This is a genomic window from Shewanella submarina, assembly GCF_042646185.1.
GTDB lineage: Bacteria > Pseudomonadota > Gammaproteobacteria > Enterobacterales > Shewanellaceae > Shewanella > Shewanella corallii.
The window spans coordinates 363,277-383,958 of the sequence record NZ_JBHRTD010000012.1; the positions used below are offsets into that span (position 1 = coordinate 363,277).

The following is a 20,682-nucleotide window of genomic DNA, read 5'->3' on the forward strand; positions in this document are numbered from 1 at the left end:
ATCAATAAGCAGCGATGTAAATTTAAGTTCGGTCCTTGACAAAAGGCCTGGAAACTACGGGGGAAGCAAATGAGAAAAATAAACGTTATGGTGCCCTTACTGACGCTGTCAGCTCTAACCATGGCACACAATGCACACGGGGCAACTGGTTGCAACACAACACCAGCGTGCGATGCAAGCGATCAAAATACCTGTCTGTTAGCCGTTGAGACATTTGGGATCAGTAGCACCAGTTCAGACAACAGCCAGTGCTTCAAAGAGATCGTTGAATTGGCTATAACAGAGTCCAGCGCCCGCCCCGTTGAAATCAGTTTTGGTGCAGAAACCTACCCATTTGTCGACCCCGTGGAAGCCAAGGTAACCAGTCTCCATTCCGGGAACAGTTTCACCAACAGTTTTCCCGTAAATAACTCACGTATCGCCATTGCGAATAAAACCTCTACCAATGTCATCACCATCAGGGGTGAGCTTGATTCAAGCGGAAAAAGCCTAACAACATTACAATTTGTTGGTTTCAATCAAACCATCAATGATTCTACAGTTGGCCTAAATGCGCTTGGGATATACAGCAGTCAATATATTAGTGTTCACGATTTGAGAATGACCTACGACAAGTACCCTTTTACTCAGGGGGTATTAGATAAAACCTCAATCACCGCAGACGGAGACAGCGTTACTATCGACTTGGATAATGGCTATGGTGCTCCCCAGCAGTTTATTCATCAAGACAAAGATAAGAGCTATCTGGTCACCTATAAGGATTACAGTACAGATGCCAACTCGCCGGATTATCAAACCTATGAAAAAGTCCCCTCTGACTTGAAGTTTACCTCGAGTGAAGAACTGACAAGCGGACGATATAAGCTACAAGGGTTCAGCGCAGAGGATATGAAATACCTGAATGACCACCATAAAACAAAAGCAGGGCTAAAGGTTGCGCTGTCTCCTAAAATCGGTGGTGAAACCCTCTACTTTTTTAACAGCAACAATATTGATATTAAAAATGTTGAAGTATCCAACTGTCCGGCTGTAGCGGTTCGCGGTCAAAATGGTGGTCACGATATCAGTTTGGATAATGTTAGATATGTGCCCCGCCGTCTTAATACAGATCATGAAAAACCACTCATGGCGGGCACTGCCGGAGGCTTTATTTTCCAGGCTATCCGTGGAGGGCTGACAATTAAGAACTCAACCGTTGATCACAATGCTGACGATACCATCGGCTTGTTTGCAAGAGGCACAGATATTCTGAATGTGAACGGCGATAAGACTAAGATTCAGGTCAGCGAAAAGAAAGCACAATTTCTTCGCGAAGGGGATTCTGTCGACACGTATAAAGCATCAGACTCCTCCCCATTAGATATCGACCTGACCATTGAAGACATCACCCCCTTATCGGAAACGCCTTATAATAGCGTGGTCGAAATTACCTTGGACAAATCATTAGAGAACACCGAAATTGGCGACTTTATTGGCAGCCGAAATGCCACTATTGGCGTGGATGGTAATCGCTTCCTAGTAGAGAACAATACTCTCAAACACAATAAAGGACGTGCAATCCGCACTAATGCTTCCTACGGCGATATTAAGAATAATATAATTATCCGCAACGGAAACGGTGGTATTTGGCTAGGTGGTGATGCCACCCATAACTCACAATGTAGTGAGCATGTAGTAATATCCGGCAATACTGCTAAATACCAACTTTCGGGCCCAGCATTTATCGTTTACAACGCCATTAAAAAACTGGATGGCAAAGGTACTACCTGTAACAGGAACCTGACTTTCAAGGGCAATGTCGTCAGGAATCAGGCAAAATCAGTCCCAGCGTTTTTCATCGATAATACGCAGGATAGTGAAATCAGCGGTAATAAATTCAAATCTGAATACTCAACCAGTAGCATCATTAAAGATGTGCTGGAAGACAGACTGAACGACTTTAAGATTAGAGGAGATGAGCGCAATAACACCGTTATTATATCCAACCACACCTTGGATCTTGATGTGAAGAATAATAAGACCAATGATGACACCGGTAAGAAGTATATATACAAGTGCACCAAACACACCAAATACACCGAGGATACGAATGTAATTGAACCGTGCAAACCTGATTAAGACGCCGCTTCAGGTGCCTTTCCTTTTTAAACTCTTCTTCGATACAGCTTGATACATGATATAATCCCGCCGCTGCCAAGGTAGCGGCTTTTTTCTGCCCGCAATTTCCTTCATTTCTGCTCCGACTTCACAGGAGCAATATCCGCGGGCTTTTCATCAGAGGAGAATTCATGACAGCTTATTTCCTGCAAGCTTTTATCTATTTGTGCGCGGCGGTGATTGCCGTGCCATTGGCCAAACGACTGGGACTGGGCTCAGTGCTCGGGTATCTGGCGGCCGGGGTAATTATTGGCCCTGTGATTGGCTTGGTTGGGCAGGAAACTGTCGCCATTCAGCATTTCGCTGAATTTGGCGTGGTCATGATGTTGTTTCTGGTGGGATTGGAGCTGAACCCCAAATCACTGTGGGATATGCGCCATAAATTGATCGGCCTGGGTGGTTTGCAAATGGGGCTGACCACGGCAGCGATTACCCTGATTGCAGTTGCCCTTGGTCAAACCTTTACGGTCGCGCTGAGCATAGGCCTTATCTTCTCACTGTCATCCACCGCCATTGTGCTGCAGACCTTCAACGAGAAAGGGCTCAACCGCACAGAAGGTGGACGGACGGCATTTTCGGTACTCCTGTTCCAGGATATCGCTGTTATCCCTATTCTGGCCCTGCTGCCTTTACTCGCGCTTCCTGAGTTAGTGGCCCAGGCGCAGCTGCAGGCCGCAGAGGCAGCTTCTCACTCCGAGCACTGGAATCTGGTCGCTGAGTTGCCGGGTTGGGTCTACGCCATAGTGATAGTACTCACCATCACCGGGCTGGTGACTGCGGGTCACTACCTCAGCCGCCCCCTGTTTCGTTATGTGGCTGAATCCGGCCTGCGGGAGATTTTTACCGCCACCGCTCTGATGCTGGTGATTGGTATCGCAGCCCTGATGAGCCTGATTGGCCTGTCACCGGCATTGGGAACCTTCCTGGCTGGTCTGGTATTGGCCAACAGTGAGTTCCGCCATGAGCTGGAGTCAAACATAGAGCCCTTTAAAGGCCTGTTGTTGGGCCTCTTCTTTATCACAGTCGGCGCAGGCATAGACTTTAGCGTGTTGTGGCAAGACTTTGGGGCCATCATTGGCCTGACACTTGGTGTCATCCTGATTAAAGCTCTGGTGCTGCTGTGCCTTACTATAATTTTCAGAGTGAAATACAGCGACCGCTGGCTATTTTCTCTGTCACTGGCGCAAGCCGGTGAGTTTGGCTTTGTACTGCTGAATTACTCCCAACAAAACCATGTACTGCCCACGGATTTAAGTCAGATGCTGGCGTTGGTGGTCACCTTCTCCATGTTCCTGACTCCCGCCCTGTTTATCTTTTTCGACAAAGTCATTCTGCCCCGATATGAGGCCGAAGCTGAGCAGCGGGATGCAGATGATATTCAGGATCAGGCCAGTGTGATTATTGCCGGGATAGGACGCTTTGGTCAGATAGTCAACCGCATGTTAACGGCCAATAATATCCGTACTGTGATTCTGGACCACCAGCCAAGCCAGATAGATTTGATGCGGCAAATCAAAGTTAAAGGCTATTTCGGCGATGCAACCCGTCCGGACTTACTGCATACCGCAGGCATAGAAGCCGCCAAACTGTTGGTGATCGCCATTGACGATAAAGACAGAGCAGTGGAACTGGTCACCTACGTTAAACATCACTACCCACAGGTTAAAGTGCTGGCTAGGGCCTACGACAGAGGCCATCTTTATGCGCTGCAACTGGCCGGTGCAGATATGGTGATCAGTGAAACCTTCCTTTCTGCAGTACAAATGGGCACAGAGGCATTAAAGGTAGTGGGTATGCCTGCCCCCAAAGCCGATATGATGCGCGATGCCTTTGTTCGCCGGGAGCAACAGAGTAAAGAGGTGCTCTACCAAACCTGGAAAGCAGGTGCCGATGACAACAGGTTCAGCAATACCCATTATCGCGATCTGTTCCTGCAACTTGAGGAAACTATGAAACAGGCGATGGAAGATGAAAAAGCCAGCTATCGAAAAGCGCAACAGCAGCAAGACCTGCCCCGCTGTGATCTTGAGTAGACGTAATCTTGAGTAGCTGAAGTACCGAACCGGGGGAACCAGCCTGAAGCTCAGGCTGGTTTCCTCTGGTTGGATTGAGGACCCCTGCCAATAAAAATTTCTTCAAAACATTCGGTAAACACTGGATTACACCTTCAAGATCGAGAAAACCCATCTGGTAAACAAAAAACAACACCCACCAAAGGTGTTTTTTCACCTTTTAAAATTATATTTTTAACATTTGGCCTTGCGACTGCTTTGGTCATTTAATATACTGCGCGCAACTTTTAATCCGGCAGCGAGAAAAACAATGAGCGCAGACACTTTTGCATACATGGTAGGTGGTTTCTTTTCCTTGATAGTTGTGATGAGCCTGATGGTTGGCGTCTATCTGGACAACTGTAAAAATCAGGAAAAGTAAGCTTTCATTGTAGAAATACGCCAGATCTCTGCCGGGCACAAAAATGTCCGGCTCCATCCTCGCTTTTCCCATTACTTATCTGCAACTTTACACTGACTAAGTGAATACCTATTCATCAGTCAGCCCCTCTTCCGGGCAAACTTTCCCGGATTGAACTAAACTCATGGTTATTAAAAGAAAGCTAACTACTTAAAGGGAACAGGCTTAAAACGGTTTCTTTACCTGAATCTGTACGCCCTTTATTTGTTGTCCTGCACAATCGACTGAATGAAACATGATGACAGCCAAAGCTAAGGTACTGTTATTTATATTCATTATGCTTATCTTCGGGTTGGCAGGCACTGCTGCCCACTATTGGTTATCACTACAATCCCTTAAATCTCAATTCAACCAGATCTCCACCCTTCAGCAGCAAGTATCAAAATTACCTCAACCTCAGCGCCAGGCATCCGGGACGGATGAATATGCAGTGCTGGCTCCAAAAGATATTCCACCGGCACTGCAGGAGCTTGCTCCCGAACAATGGCAGCAATCCGGTCGGTTATTTGATCAATACCAGGTGTTATCCCTCAATCTGGGAGAAAAACAGCAGCAGCTGAACTTTGTGAAAGGTCAGGCAGTGCCGCAGGCTGCAGATGCACTGGTGGCCATGCTGGATACCATCACCAAAGATGCCAGGGCGGACAACGATATTATCTCCCTCTATTACAGCAACCGGGTTCAAAGCCAAATACGATGGGATAGCTATCAATACAGATCTGTCGGCGATTCAAATGAGCGGAATCAACTAGCCGGAGCACAAAAGCTGGCCATAGCCCTGATGGCCACGGATAAACCTCAGGCACAACAGGCGTTGAATAAAGCCCTTACCCGCTACCACTTGAGTCATTCGCAAGCGCAATCGTTAATAGTGGAAGTGGCGGAACTGAAACTAAAGCACGCGCAAAGTGAGCAACAGCTGTTGTGGGCTTTTGATACTGCACAGCAAGTTACCGAACTCAGATTGTCGACCCGCGCCAGAGCGGTTCTTGAGCAGTCACAGCATGCAATGCACAGCCTTAATCTCACACTGGTTATCAGCTTATTACTGGCACTGGCTGTCAGCCTGCTTTGGTGGAGAAGTAGCATCAGTCGCAAACAGACAGCAGAGGACTATAAGCAGCAAGAAGAGCGAATGAGTGAGATGCAAAATCAGCTTGAAACGCTGCAAGACTTCCAACAACAGCATCAGGTATACAGGCAAAGTTGTGAGCAGGCGATGCAGCGGCTGCATGAAATCGTACGCAGCAGTGATTGGACGCTCCCCTCTTCTCCTCAGCTGATAACCCCGGACACCTCAGAGCTTGAAACCAGAGTACAGACACTGTCCCAACTCGTGCAAACCTTAAGCACGCAGCTTGAAGAGTTGGTGGTATCTAAACCCACAAATGAAGTGAACCACCAATCCGATTGCGCAACCAAACTTCTGGACAGCTGCCAAAAAATGACACAGATGCTGAAGGACAACCAGGCAATCGCCGAGCAAACCAATATGCTGGCGCTTAATGCTGCCATTGAAGCCGCTCGGGCCGGAGAGATGGGCAGAGGTTTCGCCGTGGTGGCTGATGAAGTCAGAGCACTGGCTACCCGCTCGGGCAACAACAGTAACCTGGCTCAGGATGTTCTGAGTGAGCTTGCGGCGCAGGCTGAATTGTTGCTGGAGTTGGAGCCGGAAAGCCCCCTTACCACAGTCGATACCCGACAAAGTCAGGCAGTATTGCAGCATTTGGCATCAGAGCTGGACAGCCTGAGTCAGGCATTGGAGTCAATGAATCGCTCCGCCAAGCTCAGTGAACAGCAAACTGAATCCGTCCCCCAAATTCATCCCGCGGCGGGAGAACTGCAAGCCGAATTGGCGCGTTGGGACAAACAGATATCCTCAGAGGTGACACAGGCCACCACACCAACTGAGCTCAGAGCACAAAGATAAGCCAGAGAGCCAGCTATACTCCCCTTTAATGCCAACCGGGATTAGATTGTTACAATCCCTGATATCATGGGCTTCAGCCCACATTTGCCTGTAAACCCTGCCGTGCTAAACTCGGGCTCCATACTTAATAATTACATCTTGATTTACCCATGAAGCAGTTACTGGATTTTCTCCCACTAGTCATATTTTTCGCCTTCTATAAGTTCTACGACATTTACACGGCGACCGGCGTACTGATTGCGGCAACAGCAGTACAGATTGGACTCACCTACGCCATCTATAAAACCGTAGAGAAGATGCACCTGATCACTTTCGCCCTGGTCACAGTTTTCGGCACCCTGACACTGGTGTTCCACGACGACGCCTTTATCAAGTGGAAGGTCACCATAGTTTATGCACTGTTTGCCTCAGCACTGATTGTTGGCCAGTTCATCAATAAACCCATTTTGAAAAGCATGCTGGGTAAAGAGATGAAGCTGGACGATGCCATTTGGGCAAAGGCGACCTGGTATTGGGTTGGCTTCTTTGTAGTCTGCGGTCTGGCCAATATCTATGTGGCTTTCTATATGTCTCAGGACACCTGGGTAAACTTTAAAGTTTTTGGATTAACGGCATTGACCCTGGTAAATACAGTGGCCACTGTGTTCTACCTGTTTAAACACCTGCCGGAAGATCAGAAAAAGGAACTCAAATAATGTGGTATATGATTTCATCTCAGGATGTGGAAAACAGCCTGGAAAAGCGCATGTCTGCGCGCCCGGCTCACCTGGCCAGACTTCAGCAATTGGCGGATGAAGGCCGCCTGATGTTAGCTGGACCTCACCCGGCTATCGATAGCGATAACCCAGGGGAAGCTGGTTTCACAGGTTCATTGGTGGTTGCCGAGTTCGCCTCTCTGGAAGCCGCACAAAGCTGGGCCGATGAAGACCCTTATATTGCCGCCGGCGTTTATCACAGCGTTATTGTCAAACCTTTCAAACCAGTGCTGCCCTGAGAATAACTATGAAAATTGTATCGTTTAATATTAATGGTCTGCGTGCCCGACTTCACCAGCTGCAAGCTTTGATTGACGCTCATCAGCCAGACATCATCGGCCTGCAGGAAACCAAGGTTCACGATGAAGCCTTTCCCGCTGAAGATGTGGAAGCCATGGGCTACAAGGTTCACTACCATGGTGGTAAAGCGCACTATGGAGTGGCCATGCTGTCAAAGGCTGAGCCAGAATCCGTCCAGAAAGGCTTTCCCACTGATGAAGAAGATGCTCAGCGTCGTATGATCATGGGTAAATTCAAGCAAGCTGATGGCCGCACTCTGACAGTACTGAACGGTTACTTCCCTCAGGGTGAGAACATCAACCACGAGACCAAGTACCCGGCCAAGCGCAAGTTCTACAAGGACCTGATGCAGTATCTGAATGAACACCACAGTAGCGACGAAGATATTGTGGTGATGGGTGATATCAATATTTCGCCACTGGATTTGGATATTGGTATTGGTGATGCCAACGCCAAGCGCTGGCTCAAGACAGGTAAATGCAGCTTCCAACCGGAAGAGCGCGAGTGGCTTAAGACACTGCTGGACTGGGGCTTTGAAGATACCTTCCGCAAACTGCACCCGGATATGACCGAGCGTTACTCCTGGTTTGACTATCGTAGTAAAGGTTTCGATGACAACCGCGGCCTGCGCATTGATGTGATCCTGGCGACCCCATCATTTGCAGCCAAAGCAACAGGGGCTGATGTGGACTACGTGCTGCGTGGTATCGACAAACCTTCAGACCACGCACCTATCTGGACTGAATTTAAGTAAAGTCTTACTGGTTTACTGAACCCGAAATAAAAAATCCGATGAACCTGTGTCATCGGATTTTTTTGTATGGGCAGTTAACCGGGGTTACTTGTTGCTGGCAGCACAACTGTCACAGCACTTGTGCCACTGCGGGAACTGCTCCATATATTGTTCAGGTGTCAGGGATTTCAGATCCGCAGGCAGCTTCACATCAAAGTGCTTTTCGCAGTTTGAATTCTGAGCATGGTAAAGGGGGCACCTTACATCGTCATACCATCTCAGCCTTTCACCTGTCAGCTCTGGGCTGACGGAATTATTAAAAGAAGATTTTGCGTCAGCAACCTGCTGACCATTTGCATAGGCGGTTTGGCCTGTCATTCTGCAATTCCTTCAGTCATAAATTTCGTGCTGCACTACAACATTCATCCGACACAGAATCAAGAAATCTGAAATCTGAACTGTGTACATCCAGATTTCCACCGCCCAAAATGACAACAACGCCCGTATCATCAAATTTACACAGAGGTTAATCATTGCCCCGAAAGCCCATGAAACCGTCGATAATGACAGCTGACCAATAACCTGCCGCCACAATCAGCTATCACTGAAGTAACAGATTAATTCCCATCCATGAAACCAGCCAGGTGAGATTGGCAATCCAAAAGAGACGTTTGAAGTTCACTTTTTGGGCTGCGCCATTTACTGACTCAGATTGGCCTGTCATCAGTTCCGTCGCAATGCTACGCACTATATTGGCCGCGCCCAAATACTCACGGGAACTCAGCAATTCTCGCCGGAAAGCCATTGAAAGTGTCGGAGACAGGCTCTTTAAGCTGGTTTCCAGCAGGCGCACTTCCGGATAGCTGGACTCAATACTGACCCAATCTTCATAGCTTCGACGCTCGCTGTATTGCAAGTCATGGGTGTTGATAAACAGCGCCTTGTAAGACTCATCATAGGCCAGTCTGAGTTCAGGTTGTGACAATACCCTGTAAGCTTCGTTGATATCCTGCAACATCAATCCGGCAAATACAGGAGAGCCCCTGAAACCGGCATCAGCATAATGGGCATGACGGATTTGATAAGCTGTTTCAATCTGGGACTGAGTAGCACCTAAATCGATTTTCAGGGTGAGGTAGTGGTTTTTGTTCATTGTTACTTCATATCAATAACAGGATTCGGGCAATAACCACTCCATTCCCCAGGCCTGTCTGCTACATATTCACTGCCATCCCGGCAGTGTACTGTTCTTCTTTGTGTAATCTCTTGATGAGTAAGTCTTTCTCTAGGCATAACCGGGAACAAAGAGCATTACCGTGGCAAAATTGCACAGAAGCTTAAAATTCAGGCGGATTGTAGTCAGCTCACTGTATTTACAAATAAAATTCGAACAGGATTGTGATGTCGAGCTCAATATTTCGGCACCTGTAGTTGGCGCAAGAACTCCCCCGACTTAAATTGAATGAATTGGGGGTAACATCATGATTCATTGGTATTTACGCTGGTGTTTCAGCACTGCAGGCCAGGACAAAAAACGAAAACCGGTACCAACAAACATCCCCGGTTCAGATTGCAAGTATCAGAATCTCAACTTAGCCTTCCCTTTCAGTCCGTCGTTGTCCTTAACCACAAGTTTCACTCTGGATGCCCTGTGACCAAACTTAAAGGCAACGGGCCCCTGAACACGGCTGCCATCATTAAAACGCCACTTTTGAGAAACTATGTAGCCATCCGGGTCATAGCTCATCGAGATAAACAGGTGCATAAACCACAGATCCAGATGCTTAATACGAGCTTTGGGTTTCTTACCCCGTTTAACCCTGATGGTCTCCATCACAGTATTGGTCAAGCCGCCATCATCAGTAACGGTCAGGCTCACCTGATACTCACCCGGACTGCTGTATGTATGCTCGACGCTCTCGCCTTCAGCAGTGTTGCCATCGCCCAGATCCCACTGGAAGCTGACAATCTCACCATCAGAATCAACCGAAGTACTTTGCAGGCTCACCACCAGCTTTTGCGTCTCGTAACTAAAGCTGGCCTGAGGTGGCTCATTGGGAGTAACAGGCGTTGCATTTATGGTAATGGCGTCCACAGATGCATCACCCTTTTCGCCATCCACCTGATAGTCGAGCCGCAATTGCACCTTCTTGCCAACATAGTCAGCCAGGTCCACTTCTGCCTCTTCCCAGTCACCATCAGCGTGTTGCGGCCCCACCATCTGCCACAATGACTGCCAGCTGCTGCCATTATCAACAGAAGCCTGCAGTGACAGGGTGCCCATATCAGCGCCGTACATGTTGAAGAAGAAATTGACAGAAGGATCGGTAACCTGAGTTAAATCAAAGCAGGGACTCAACATCACCACATGGTCTCCGGCCCCGATAAAGTCATCCATACGGCTGGTGTCTACATGGATAAAGGTGTGACCATCGACAGGTTCATCGGCACCGGTTCGCGAGGATGAGGTGTCACTGTCAAAACGCCAGTTATACCTGTTGTGAACGACATCCTGGACCCAGGGTGTCTCGGCGACTTCGTCATTGACGTTAAAGCCCTCATGGTGGGGGAACTCTGTCACCTGAGTTGAATTATCACAGGTTGGCAGTACCCTGCCCTCACCATACTTGTTGAACAGGTGGTACTTATCTGTCGACAGCAAGCTCTCCATGCGGGTGTACTGCTGCGCGGAGAAGCGCGTTCTGCATTTGTTACTGCCTCCACTCATGTAGTTTTTGGCATCGGGATCGTAAGCAACCCCTTCGTCATCCACCACATCACCGAAGTAAACACAGTTTTCAATCAGATCATCCCGGTCAGGATCCGGTGGCGTATCTATGATGTGATCACCATATTTCCACCCTTCAGGTCCCTCCAACAGTGAGATAGGACCATCACCATTACTCTGATAGGTATGTCTCAGGCTCAGGTTATGACCAATTTCGTGTACCGGAGTGGTACGGACCAGATCAGTGGGGTCAACTTCAATGGCATCCGTCGCTTCATAGGGCCACCATGCGTGACCATTCACACCTCTGACTTCGGTCACTATGATGTTATAGCTGTCCAGAGCAAAAAATGGCCTTAGCAGCTCCTCATCGTCATAATCCCAGCCATTATCAGGATCATGAAATCCCGGCACCTCTTCATTGGTCACATAGACAATATCGTTGAGTTCAAAAGTGACCCCAATCGGCGCATAGCCAATATTCAGTTTATCCAATCCCTCCTCTATCATGGCCTCACTGGCCTGGGCATCTGTGCCCTGTTTATCTTCCGCAGCTACAAGAAAACGGACTTTGAGTGCTTTGCTTTCCTCTCCCCAGGCCATAGTCGAGAGGCTTAAACTGCCTATCGTCAATAACCCTGCAAGGTGCAACATTAGTTTATTCACCTGGCTTCCCCTTTTTGTTTTGATGGTCTTGTTGTTTTTATTGACCACAGTTAGTTGACTCACTTTTGACAAGTCGCTGTGATGAGCTATCCGCCCGTACTCCATCAAACACGGCAAAGGGGATTGAACAAATAATGGCAAGTTCGTTTTTGCATCTGTTTTACATCTATCCCGCGCAACTGATTGAATTGCAAAAACAACATGCGACAGAATATAACGCCAGGCATAAGACAGGTCGCACAATAAGCCACCACCAAGAAGACCTTAAATCGATGATAACTCCAACCAATTAGATGCTAAGGTGACTTAACCTAAAGGCAAAACGGAAAAATCCCCTCCAAATCCGATATTCGCGCCCAGTCCAAGGGCTCAGTCATAAAAATCAAAAAAGAACAATATTTTCATGGTGTTGACACTAATTACGTAAAACTGTCAGGGTAAAGTCTTTGCCGTTTCAAACCAAAGCACTCAGGCTTTAATCACATAAGAGGTGACACAGGCGGTGTAAGCCTGAAAACACAGGGAAGCGATATGCAGTTATCAGCACAAAAAATTAAACGCTGCCGGGAGCAGAAGGGTTGGTCTCAGGAGGTGTTGGCTAAAGCCACCGGCTTATCGCTGCGAACCATACAAAGGATTGAGGCTGATAAACGGGCCTCTGCGGAATCTGTATTGGCCATAGCCTCTGCCCTCGAGGTAATGCCTAATCAACTGCAATCAGCAGACGATGAAATTCAGGTCAACTGGACAAGGAGAATGATAATGACGGGCGCCATAGCGATTGCAGCTTTACTGGCAACATTAATATCCCTGTTTAACCTGGTGTCTGATGTCAGCCACTATCTGGATCTGCCGACACTGATGTTTATGTCAGGGTTTACTGCGCTGTTTTCTTTGTTGTCATTCGGTACTTCAGGCTTCAAAAAAGTGATGACAGGACTTAAATACCTGTTTGCCCGGGAAGTGATTGGCGGCGAGAGTGCCAGACTGCTGGGCAAATTGTACGGCCAGCAAATCACCTACCTCTACGCCAGTGCCGTCGTGCTGCTATTGATTGGCCTGATTGCCGTCATTAAGGATATCGCCACCGATCCGGCCACCAGCAACCTGCTTTACCTGCTGGATAACATCTTGCCTGTGTTAATACTCCCCTTCCTTTATGCGGTCGTTATCAACGAAGCCATACTCAGGCCGTTGAAACATAAACTTGAACTGCACTCCGGCTGACAGACATATCACCTTCTTTGACAAAAAACGGATACAAAAAAGCCGACGCAACTGCGTCGGCTCTGGATTTGAGTCACCGGTGGGACTTAACCCACCACCAGCATTTCACATTTATGGCAGTCGAACACCAGTTTGAACTGCTTGCCACCCAGTTCCATCTCCAACGGCTCGGCTTTCAAACCCGGCACTTCCTTGGGGCACATATTGTAGCTATAGCGGATACAGTGCTTGGTGATCATCAAGGGGGCATCGCCCTTTACCGGACGCACTTCATAGGCATCCCGGATAGACACCACACCATGACGGGTATAGAAGTCTTTAGCCTTCTGGTTGGAGACGTTGCCCAGATAGGTCAGGCTGCGCTGTGGGTAGCGCACATTATCGTCACGTTCCCATGGCGTAGGTCGCTGGTAACCTTCCACCCTGGCTTTATCCAGTGCTTCAAGGGCATCCCGGCGCAGTTGATTGATGACAGACGCTGGAGCAAACAATTCAGCGGCAGCAGCGTAATCCAACTCACCGGCCATAAAGTCGGTACCACCCAGCTTGCTCAGGTTCTTTCGCAGCCCCTCACAGTTACGGGCGACATCCTTGGCTACCTGCTTATCAAAATCGCTGCTGACAGATGCACTGTTGCCATGGCGATCAGCGGCTGTCAGCTCCAGTCCGCCAGCGGTTTCTGTCAGGGTGAAATCCACCGGGATCAGTCGCTCAGCAGACTCTTTGGAGAGCAGATCTTCGAAGCCTTTGTCACGATTACGATAAAGCGTGGTACCCACACTCAAATCTTTCGGCATCACCTTGAGATAAAGAGTATTGCCATCAGCACGGTTGATCCTGAAGCCGGTCAGCTTGTCATCGGACAAACGAGCGGTTTCAAAGTTCCTGGCAAAGAAGCCCAGGCCATCGCCATTATGAAACTCGACCTGTGAGTCCACCACAATATGGTCTTTACCTATTCTGGTGACTTTACCCACTTCAATACCCAGATACTTAGGGGTGCGGAAGTCTGCGATACCAGGCTTGCGGTCATGCAGGAAATAGTCTGTCTTGCCACGGTTAAAGCTCTTGTCTGGGTCCGGTTGGAAACTGTAACTGCAGCGGCCGTGAGACGCGGTTTCAAACTCAGGGCGACGGGCAATAATCTCGTCCAGTTTCTGGCGATAGTGAGCCGTCACATTCTTCACATAGCTCAGATCTTTCAGGCGGCCTTCAATCTTGAAAGAACGGATACCTGCGTCGATGAGGGCTTCCAGGTTATCTGTCTGGTTGTTGTCCTTCAGCGACAACATATGATCATTGGTGGCAATGGTTTCGCCCTTACGGGTTTTCAAATTGCCCGGCATACGGCACTGCTGCGAACATTCACCCCGGTTGGCACTGCGATCGGTATAGGCTTCAGAAATGTAGCACTGACCACTGAATGCCACGCACAGCGCACCATGAATAAAGAACTCAAGGCGAGTCTGGGTTTGGGACGCCACGTCACGGATCTGCTCCAGTGTCAGTTCACGCGCCAACACCACCTGAGAAAATCCCACGTGCTCCAGGAAGGCAACCTTTTCAGGTACCCGGTTATCCATTTGAGTACTGGCATGCAGGGCAATAGGAGGTAAATCCAGCTCCAGCAGTCCCAGATCCTGCACAATAATGGCGTCAGCGCCGGCTTCATACAGCTCCCAAATCAGGGCTCTGGCATCCTCCAGTTCACTGTCCAGCAGAATAGTATTAACGGTGACAAACACCTGAGCATGGTACTTGTGGGCAAACTCACACAGGCGGGCAATATCGGCAACACTGTTACCGGCGGTATGACGGGCACCAAAGGCTGGCGCACCAATGTATACAGCATCGGCGCCATGACGGATCGCCTCTATACCAAAGTCGGCATTTTTTGCCGGTGCCAGCAACTCCAGCTTGTTATCAGCCAGCGCTACAGGCGCGGAATGCTGCACAGCAGAAGTTGTTTCCTGTGCCGGGTTAAATATTTCTACGACTTGCTTATCCACTCAGTCCACCTTGCGAGCCAGCTCACATCTGAAAAATCGGCGAGAGTATAACAGAGCCAGCGTATCTGAAAAATTCCAATCTCTATAAAAATTGCCTGCCTGAATCCCAATGGGCTTAGCCAATGATTGAGTCACACATGGCAAATAAAAAGCCGACCTCAGAGTGTTGTCTGAGATCGGCTTGCTCAATAGCTTAGGTGTAACCAGGTGTTATTTCAGCTTCACCACTTTCAGGCGGTTGGCATTGGTCACCACAGTCAATGAAGACAAGGCCATGGCTGCACCGGCAACGACTGGGCTAAGCAAGATACCTGTCAGGGGAAACAGCACACCAGCCGCAACCGGGATCCCCAAGGTGTTATAGATAAAGGCACCAAACAGGTTCTGCTTGATATTACCCATGGTAGCCCGTGACAATGCCAGCGCGTCACCCAAAGTGGTCAGCTGATGGGACAACAAGGTGAAGTCGGCGCTTTCAATGGCCACTTCAGTGCCACTGCCCATGGCAATCCCCACATCGGCGCTGACCAGTGCAGGCGCATCATTGATACCGTCGCCCACCATAGCCACAATACGACCTTCAGCTTTCAGTCGCAGCACTGCAGCCTGCTTTTCATCCGGCAGCACATTGGCGACAACATCCTCGATACCCACCTGCGCAGCAACGGCTTTTGCGGTTTTCTCATTGTCACCTGTCAGCATCACCACCTTGATACCGTTGGCTTTAAGTCTGGCAATCGCCTGCGCCGCATCAGGTTTAATTGGGTCACTGATAGCGATTACCCCCACCAGCGCGCCATTACGGGCAACATAAACAGGGGTTTTTCCCTGAGCTGCCCATTCTGCCAGCAGCTCATCGACCTGACTTAACCCACTGACGCCCTGCTGTGCCATCAGCTTGGCGTTACCTATGGCCCAGCTGTCACCATTTAACTTACCGGAAATACCCCGGCCCTGATGGTTATCAAAACTCTCGGGCTCTTGCATCACCAGACTCAGGGCTTTTGCTTTGTTAACCATGGCCGAAGCCAGCGGGTGCTCTGAGTGCTGCTCCAGCGAACCAATGGCCTGTATAAGTTGGTTTTGGTCCAGCTCTTCATCATGAGTCAGCACTTCAATTTCGGTCACATCCGGTTTCCCCAGAGTCACTGTGCCTGTTTTATCCAACACCACAGTATCGACTTTGGAGGCGGTCTGCAGCGCTTCACCATTTTTCACCAGCACGCCCATCTGTGCAGCGCGGCCCACTGAGACCATGATCGACATAGGTGTTGCCAACCCCAGAGCACAGGGACAGGCGATGATCAGTACACTGGTCAACACCACCAGCGCATGAGACAGCGCAGGGGCCGGACCAACCTGATACCAGATAAGACTGGAGATCAGCGCAATCAACACCACTGCGGGCACGAAATAGGCGGCAATCTTGTCGGTCAGGCGGCCAATAGGCATTTTGGAGGTTTGCGCCTGCTGCACCAGAGCGATAATTTTCGCCAGTTTGGTGTCTTTGGCCAGCGCCGTCACCTGATAGATGATGGCACCATTGCCATTAACTGTACCGGCACTCAGATTATCACCCGCCTGTTTCACCACAGGTACAGGCTCACCGGTCAGCATGGATTCATCCAGCGGCGAACTGCCGCTTTCCACAATACCGTCCAGTGCCACTCTGGCACCGGGTTTCAAACGCAGTCTGTCACCGATCACCAAAGAGCTAATCTCAACCTCTTCATCGCCCTGTTCAGTCACTTTAATGGCGGTGGTGGACTGCATACCTATCAGCTTTTGCACTGCTTCACTGGTCTTCCCCCGGGCACGCAGCTCAAGCGCATGTCCAAGATTAATTAAGCCCAGAATCATCACACTGGCTTCAAAGTACACATGACGGGTACTGGCCGGGAACCACTGGGGAAACAGCACCACCAGCATGGAGTACAGCCAGGCTGTGGTAGTGCCCAGCACAATCAGGGTATCCATATTGGAGCTGCCCACTTTCAGCGCGCGCCACATACCCTGATAGAAATGCTTACCTGTAGTGACCAGCAAAATACCAGTGATGATACCGACTATGCCCCAGCCAATTTGCAGCTCAGGGGAGTTAATCATCATCTCACCCCCGGCGAGGCCCCAGATCATTAAAGGAATACCCAGGCCAAGGCCTAAAACCGCTTCTTTAATGCGGGTACGGTACTCTTTTTTATCGTTCAGCTGCTTCTGCTCTGCCGCCTTACGGGCATCAACCACCAGCTCAGCCCGGTAACCCGCTCCGGCAATCAAAGCGATCGCCTTTTCACTGGAGATACCTGCCGCCACCAGCACCTGTTTGTCGGCCAGATTCACCACGGCAGTGCCGACATCAAAGGCCTTCTCAATTTTAGCGACACAGGAGGCGCAGCTCATATCCGGCACATAGAAGGTCATGGCATCAGCCATTGCTGTTTGAGATTGCACCTTATCAACCTGAGTAGCCAAAGCGGTATCAGCCTCTGTTTGTACTGCAACTTGCTCAGTGACAGCGTCAGTCACCTTGGCAAAGTCATAGCCGCCAATCGCCAATCTGGCTTTAACCTCGCCTTGTGAAATATCACCAGTCACAGTCAGGCGCTTGGTGTCGACATCCGTCTGCGCGGTGACACCATCAAGCGGTTCAAACAGCTCACGAATACGCCCGGCACAGCCGCCACAGCGCATATTGGTAATAGTCAGCTCAATAACAGGCAGCTGTTTTTCCGGCATGACGAGTTCTGCCTGATAGCCAGCATCAATCAAAGTTGCCAATACAGATTCAGCATTCTGCTCTCCCGAATAACTCAGGGTTTTGACTGGCAGGTCAAAAGCAAGAGACTCAGATTCTGTGGGGAACAAAGCGGTAATTTTGCGCACACAGCTACCGCAATTCATATTGCTGATATGAAATTGAGAATCAGCGTTATTGGCAGGCGCCAGTGAGGACTTATCCATGACTATCACTCCCCCGGTTGATTCATTTTGCCGGGACATTGAACTATTGATGGAGCAAGGTTAAAGTCTCCCCTAACTGGAGAGTCAAGCCTCTTTAAATCGCACTTAATCCAATCTGTGACAAACCCTTACTTATTTGGAGTCAGGATGAAAATCGGTGAAGTCTCAAAACGTACCGGTATGACCATCAAGAGTATTCGCTATTATCACGACATCGGCCTGATTAAAGCCCAACGCGGTGACAATGGCTACCGTGTTTATCGTGAGCAGGATATTGAGGCACTGGCCTTTGTACATCACTGTCGGGAGCTGGGATTTACACTGGAAGACTGTCAGGCACTGCTGTCACTGAGAAACGACGAGGCAAGAACCTCAGCTGAAGTAAAAAGGCTAGCCAGCCAGCATCTGCTGGAGGTAGAAACCAAAATTAAGAAACTCAAAGCACTGAAGCAAGAACTGAAAACTCTAGTGGACGAGTGTAAAGGCGATGAGGGGTCAGACTGCGCCATTATCAAAGGTTTAGGAGGTCAGTGCGGGAAAATAGAACCCGTTTGACGCCCGTCAGTTTCAACGTTTGAACTTGGCAATAAACCAAACAAGGGTGCGGCGCTGCTCAGCTTCAGACAATCCGAAGAAGATACAGATCCAGGGACTCAGCAGGAAAAACCAGGGGATGGCAGAGGTGTCACGACCGTTGAAGAAGAGATAAAAAAAGCCCCCGTAAATCACAACGACCCCAAGAATGCCAACAAACAGCATCATTCTACGGGTCCACTTTTCCAATCCATTCGCAAACGACAAACCTGATTACTCCTTGAAAACGTGTCGGTCATCATTGGAATTGTGACAGAAATTCAACCTTTTTGCGTAACTAATCTTCAATCAGATAGAGGGGTTAGCCTAAGTTTGTCGCCACAGACTGCCGTCTTCACGGTACCACACCTCACTTTTGAACTTGTCATTCTCAAACAGCATCACCATGCGCAGCCCTCCATTGGGATAATACTCGCGAGACTCCAGGCGCTTTCCGTTATCGTGTTGGCAAAGGGAGCTGATCGCGCCATCCTCATACCAGGTTCGGCATTCACCATCCAGCTTTCCGCTCAAGAACCACTCCTCAGAGGAGAGTTGACCATTGGCATGATAATGGCGACAAACTCCTTCCTCCTTGCCCTTATTGCCGTAGGTGCACTCCTGCATCAACTGTCCGTCAGCATGGTAGTGCTTCCAGGGCCCAACCTTCACGCCGTCGATACACTCCCCTTCGCCATAAAGATTGTCGCCATGAAACAAACGGGCATAGCCGGTATATCGCTCCATCGACTTAAGGGTGCCGGTATAAACAATCTCCAGCCGACCTTTAATGGTCCATTTCAACTTGGGTGACATTAGGGTTCCTTGAATGCTTATGTCTTTACAAAGGCAGCTACCGACTATGCCTTGGGGACGCATGCTCAAGCAAGGCTCAATCTTATGACTTAATGCCCCAAAGTTGCGTGCGGCATGGTAAAAGGTACGGCCTTGCAGGCGATGAAAAGTCGTGGGTTCCACCCACACGGGGCAAGAGGGGATCAAGAGCTGCTAACAACATCCTTGTTTAACAGCTAACTCACCATCCATGCTTCGCGCTCGTAAGCACATCGCTGCCCGATACTCGCCTTTGATTCGGCAGAGCCTGCGAGGAATCTGCCGGACAAGAGTCCAAATGCCATGTGATAGCTTGCAACCTTGGGAGTGAGCTGCAAATATGGCTTATTGTGGTGACTTTTGAACACGAATTTTCAATCACCAAGCTAAAGGATGAAACACTTTTGGCCGTGCGGTAGCCATGCCAAAACATACGCCTTATTATTGTTTACCCACGCTATCATCTATTTCAGCCTGTCCAGTGGACTCACGGTACCAGCGTAATGCTGGCCTAACACATGTGTGTAGATTTGCGTCGTTCTAACATCATTATGCCCAAGCAACTCCTGCACGGTGCGAATGTCATAACCCGCCTGTAATCGATGCGTGGCGGAAGGTATGGCAATTAACTTTTTTATTCACTTTGGCTTTGCGATTAGGCAGTGAAGGGCCAACACCAATATGATTATCATTGCTTTGAATCGCAATGGCGTGTGCAACTTGCTCAGGTAGCCAGGTCACACAGGAACGGCTTAATAGCGTCTGCCTGTCTTTATTTCCTTTACCGTCACGCACTGTGATGGATAGACGCTTTAGATCGATATCCTGCACACGCAAACGCAGACACTCAGTCACTCTCAGACCACTGCCATAAAGCATCTGAATAATTCTTAAGGTAGCACCATTCAAATAGCTGAGGATGGTGACGACTTCATCTATGGACAGCACGGTTGGTATTTGTCTTTGCTTATGTGCAAGAGCGAATCTCAAGTCGCCAAGCTCAGTATGCAGAAATTTCTGATATAGAAACACCAGCGCATTTAGCGCGACTTTCTGCGTATTCACTGACACATGGCGTTCAACTGCAAGATAAGTTAAAAACGCAGTGATCTCTTGCGCGCCCATTGTTTCAGGATGGCGTTTTTGATTAAAAAGAATGAAGAATCGAATCCAGTAGAGGTAAGTCTTTTCAGTCCGAAGACTGTATCCTCTTAGACGTATGTTGTCTCGAACCGCTTTCAGGAATGGACTACTGGTCATCATATGCTCCAACAAGCCTTTAATACTGTATAAACATACAGTGTTATTTCGATTCTAATGGATTGCAATTAATTTGT

The 20,682-nt window shown here is 49.0% G+C and carries 15 protein-coding genes and 1 pseudogene; 8 read left to right on the forward strand and 8 right to left on the reverse strand.

Annotated features, from left to right (window positions below; all coding sequences use genetic code 11):
• The first annotated feature begins 69 nt into the window (after window positions 1-69).
• The 6 genes from ACFOE0_RS10575 (at window position 70) to xthA (ending at window position 8,368) form a co-directional block, all read left to right on the forward strand.
• Window positions 70-2,118, forward strand: a complete 2,049-nt coding sequence (locus tag ACFOE0_RS10575; protein ID WP_248935831.1) for a right-handed parallel beta-helix repeat-containing protein — start codon at window positions 70-72, stop codon at window positions 2,116-2,118.
• A gap of 170 nt (window positions 2,119-2,288) precedes the next feature.
• The gene (locus ACFOE0_RS10580) at window positions 2,289-4,190 is read left to right on the forward strand and encodes a monovalent cation:proton antiporter-2 (CPA2) family protein (protein ID WP_248935832.1); all 1,902 of its coding nucleotides are present in this window, start codon (window positions 2,289-2,291) and stop codon (window positions 4,188-4,190) included.
• 674 nt (window positions 4,191-4,864) lie between these two features.
• Complete coding sequence (locus tag ACFOE0_RS10585) at window positions 4,865-6,559, forward strand: methyl-accepting chemotaxis protein (RefSeq protein WP_283106428.1); 1,695 nt, start codon at window positions 4,865-4,867, stop codon at window positions 6,557-6,559.
• Window positions 6,560-6,708: 149 nt separating this feature from the next.
• Entirely contained in the window at window positions 6,709-7,254 is a 546-nt protein-coding gene (locus tag ACFOE0_RS10590; RefSeq protein WP_115137926.1) for a septation protein A, read from the forward strand.
• Window positions 7,254-7,553, forward strand: a complete 300-nt coding sequence (locus ACFOE0_RS10595) for a YciI family protein (protein WP_248935833.1) — start codon at window positions 7,254-7,256, stop codon at window positions 7,551-7,553. The genes ACFOE0_RS10590 and ACFOE0_RS10595 overlap by 1 nt, the downstream gene beginning before the upstream one ends.
• A gap of 8 nt (window positions 7,554-7,561) precedes the next feature.
• A complete protein-coding gene (gene xthA / locus ACFOE0_RS10600; RefSeq protein ID WP_248935834.1) occupies window positions 7,562-8,368 on the forward strand; it encodes an exodeoxyribonuclease III in 807 nt (268 codons plus the stop codon).
• 84 nt (window positions 8,369-8,452) lie between these two features.
• Here the strand turns inward: xthA and ACFOE0_RS10605 are convergent, their stop codons facing one another.
• From ACFOE0_RS10605 to ACFOE0_RS10615, 3 genes are all read right to left on the reverse strand, one after another.
• Window positions 8,453-8,725: a hypothetical protein gene (locus ACFOE0_RS10605; RefSeq protein WP_248935835.1), complete on the reverse strand. Its 273-nt coding sequence runs from the start codon at window positions 8,723-8,725 to the stop codon at window positions 8,453-8,455.
• A 223-nt stretch (window positions 8,726-8,948) separates the two neighbouring features.
• Complete coding sequence (locus tag ACFOE0_RS10610) at window positions 8,949-9,500, reverse strand: J domain-containing protein (RefSeq protein WP_248935836.1); 552 nt, start codon at window positions 9,498-9,500, stop codon at window positions 8,949-8,951.
• 426 nt (window positions 9,501-9,926) lie between these two features.
• On the reverse strand, window positions 9,927-11,741 hold the full coding sequence (locus ACFOE0_RS10615; RefSeq protein WP_248935837.1) for a PKD domain-containing protein: 1,815 nt from the start codon (window positions 11,739-11,741) through the stop codon (window positions 9,927-9,929).
• Window positions 11,742-12,272: 531 nt separating this feature from the next.
• Here ACFOE0_RS10615 and ACFOE0_RS10620 point away from each other — a divergent pair.
• On the forward strand, window positions 12,273-12,968 hold the full coding sequence (locus ACFOE0_RS10620; RefSeq protein ID WP_248935838.1) for a helix-turn-helix domain-containing protein: 696 nt from the start codon (window positions 12,273-12,275) through the stop codon (window positions 12,966-12,968).
• A gap of 86 nt (window positions 12,969-13,054) precedes the next feature.
• Here the strand turns inward: ACFOE0_RS10620 and ACFOE0_RS10625 are convergent, their stop codons facing one another.
• Together ACFOE0_RS10625 and ACFOE0_RS10630 are read right to left on the reverse strand one after the other, a co-directional pair.
• A complete protein-coding gene (locus ACFOE0_RS10625) occupies window positions 13,055-14,923 on the reverse strand; it encodes a peptidase U32 family protein (protein ID WP_248935973.1) in 1,869 nt (622 codons plus the stop codon).
• Between the two features lie 264 nt (window positions 14,924-15,187).
• Window positions 15,188-17,938, reverse strand: a complete 2,751-nt coding sequence (locus ACFOE0_RS10630; protein WP_248935839.1) for a heavy metal translocating P-type ATPase — start codon at window positions 17,936-17,938, stop codon at window positions 15,188-15,190.
• Between the two features lie 147 nt (window positions 17,939-18,085).
• On the opposite strand from ACFOE0_RS10630, the gene cueR reads away from it, so the two are divergent.
• On the forward strand, window positions 18,086-18,493 hold the full coding sequence (gene cueR / locus ACFOE0_RS10635) for a Cu(I)-responsive transcriptional regulator (RefSeq protein ID WP_248935840.1): 408 nt from the start codon (window positions 18,086-18,088) through the stop codon (window positions 18,491-18,493).
• Between the two features lie 12 nt (window positions 18,494-18,505).
• On the opposite strand, the gene ACFOE0_RS10640 is transcribed toward cueR, so the two are convergent.
• The 3 genes and pseudogenes from ACFOE0_RS10640 to ACFOE0_RS10650 form a co-directional block, all read right to left on the reverse strand.
• Window positions 18,506-18,700 (reverse strand): hypothetical protein, encoded by a 195-nt coding sequence (locus tag ACFOE0_RS10640; RefSeq protein WP_115137916.1) that lies wholly within the window; start codon window positions 18,698-18,700, stop codon window positions 18,506-18,508.
• Between the two features lie 138 nt (window positions 18,701-18,838).
• Window positions 18,839-19,327: a toxin-antitoxin system YwqK family antitoxin gene (locus ACFOE0_RS10645; RefSeq protein WP_248935841.1), complete on the reverse strand. Its 489-nt coding sequence runs from the start codon at window positions 19,325-19,327 to the stop codon at window positions 18,839-18,841.
• 482 nt (window positions 19,328-19,809) lie between these two features.
• Window positions 19,810-20,608: pseudogene (locus ACFOE0_RS10650) on the reverse strand (phage integrase N-terminal SAM-like domain-containing protein).
• Between the last annotated feature and the right edge of the window lie 74 nt (window positions 20,609-20,682).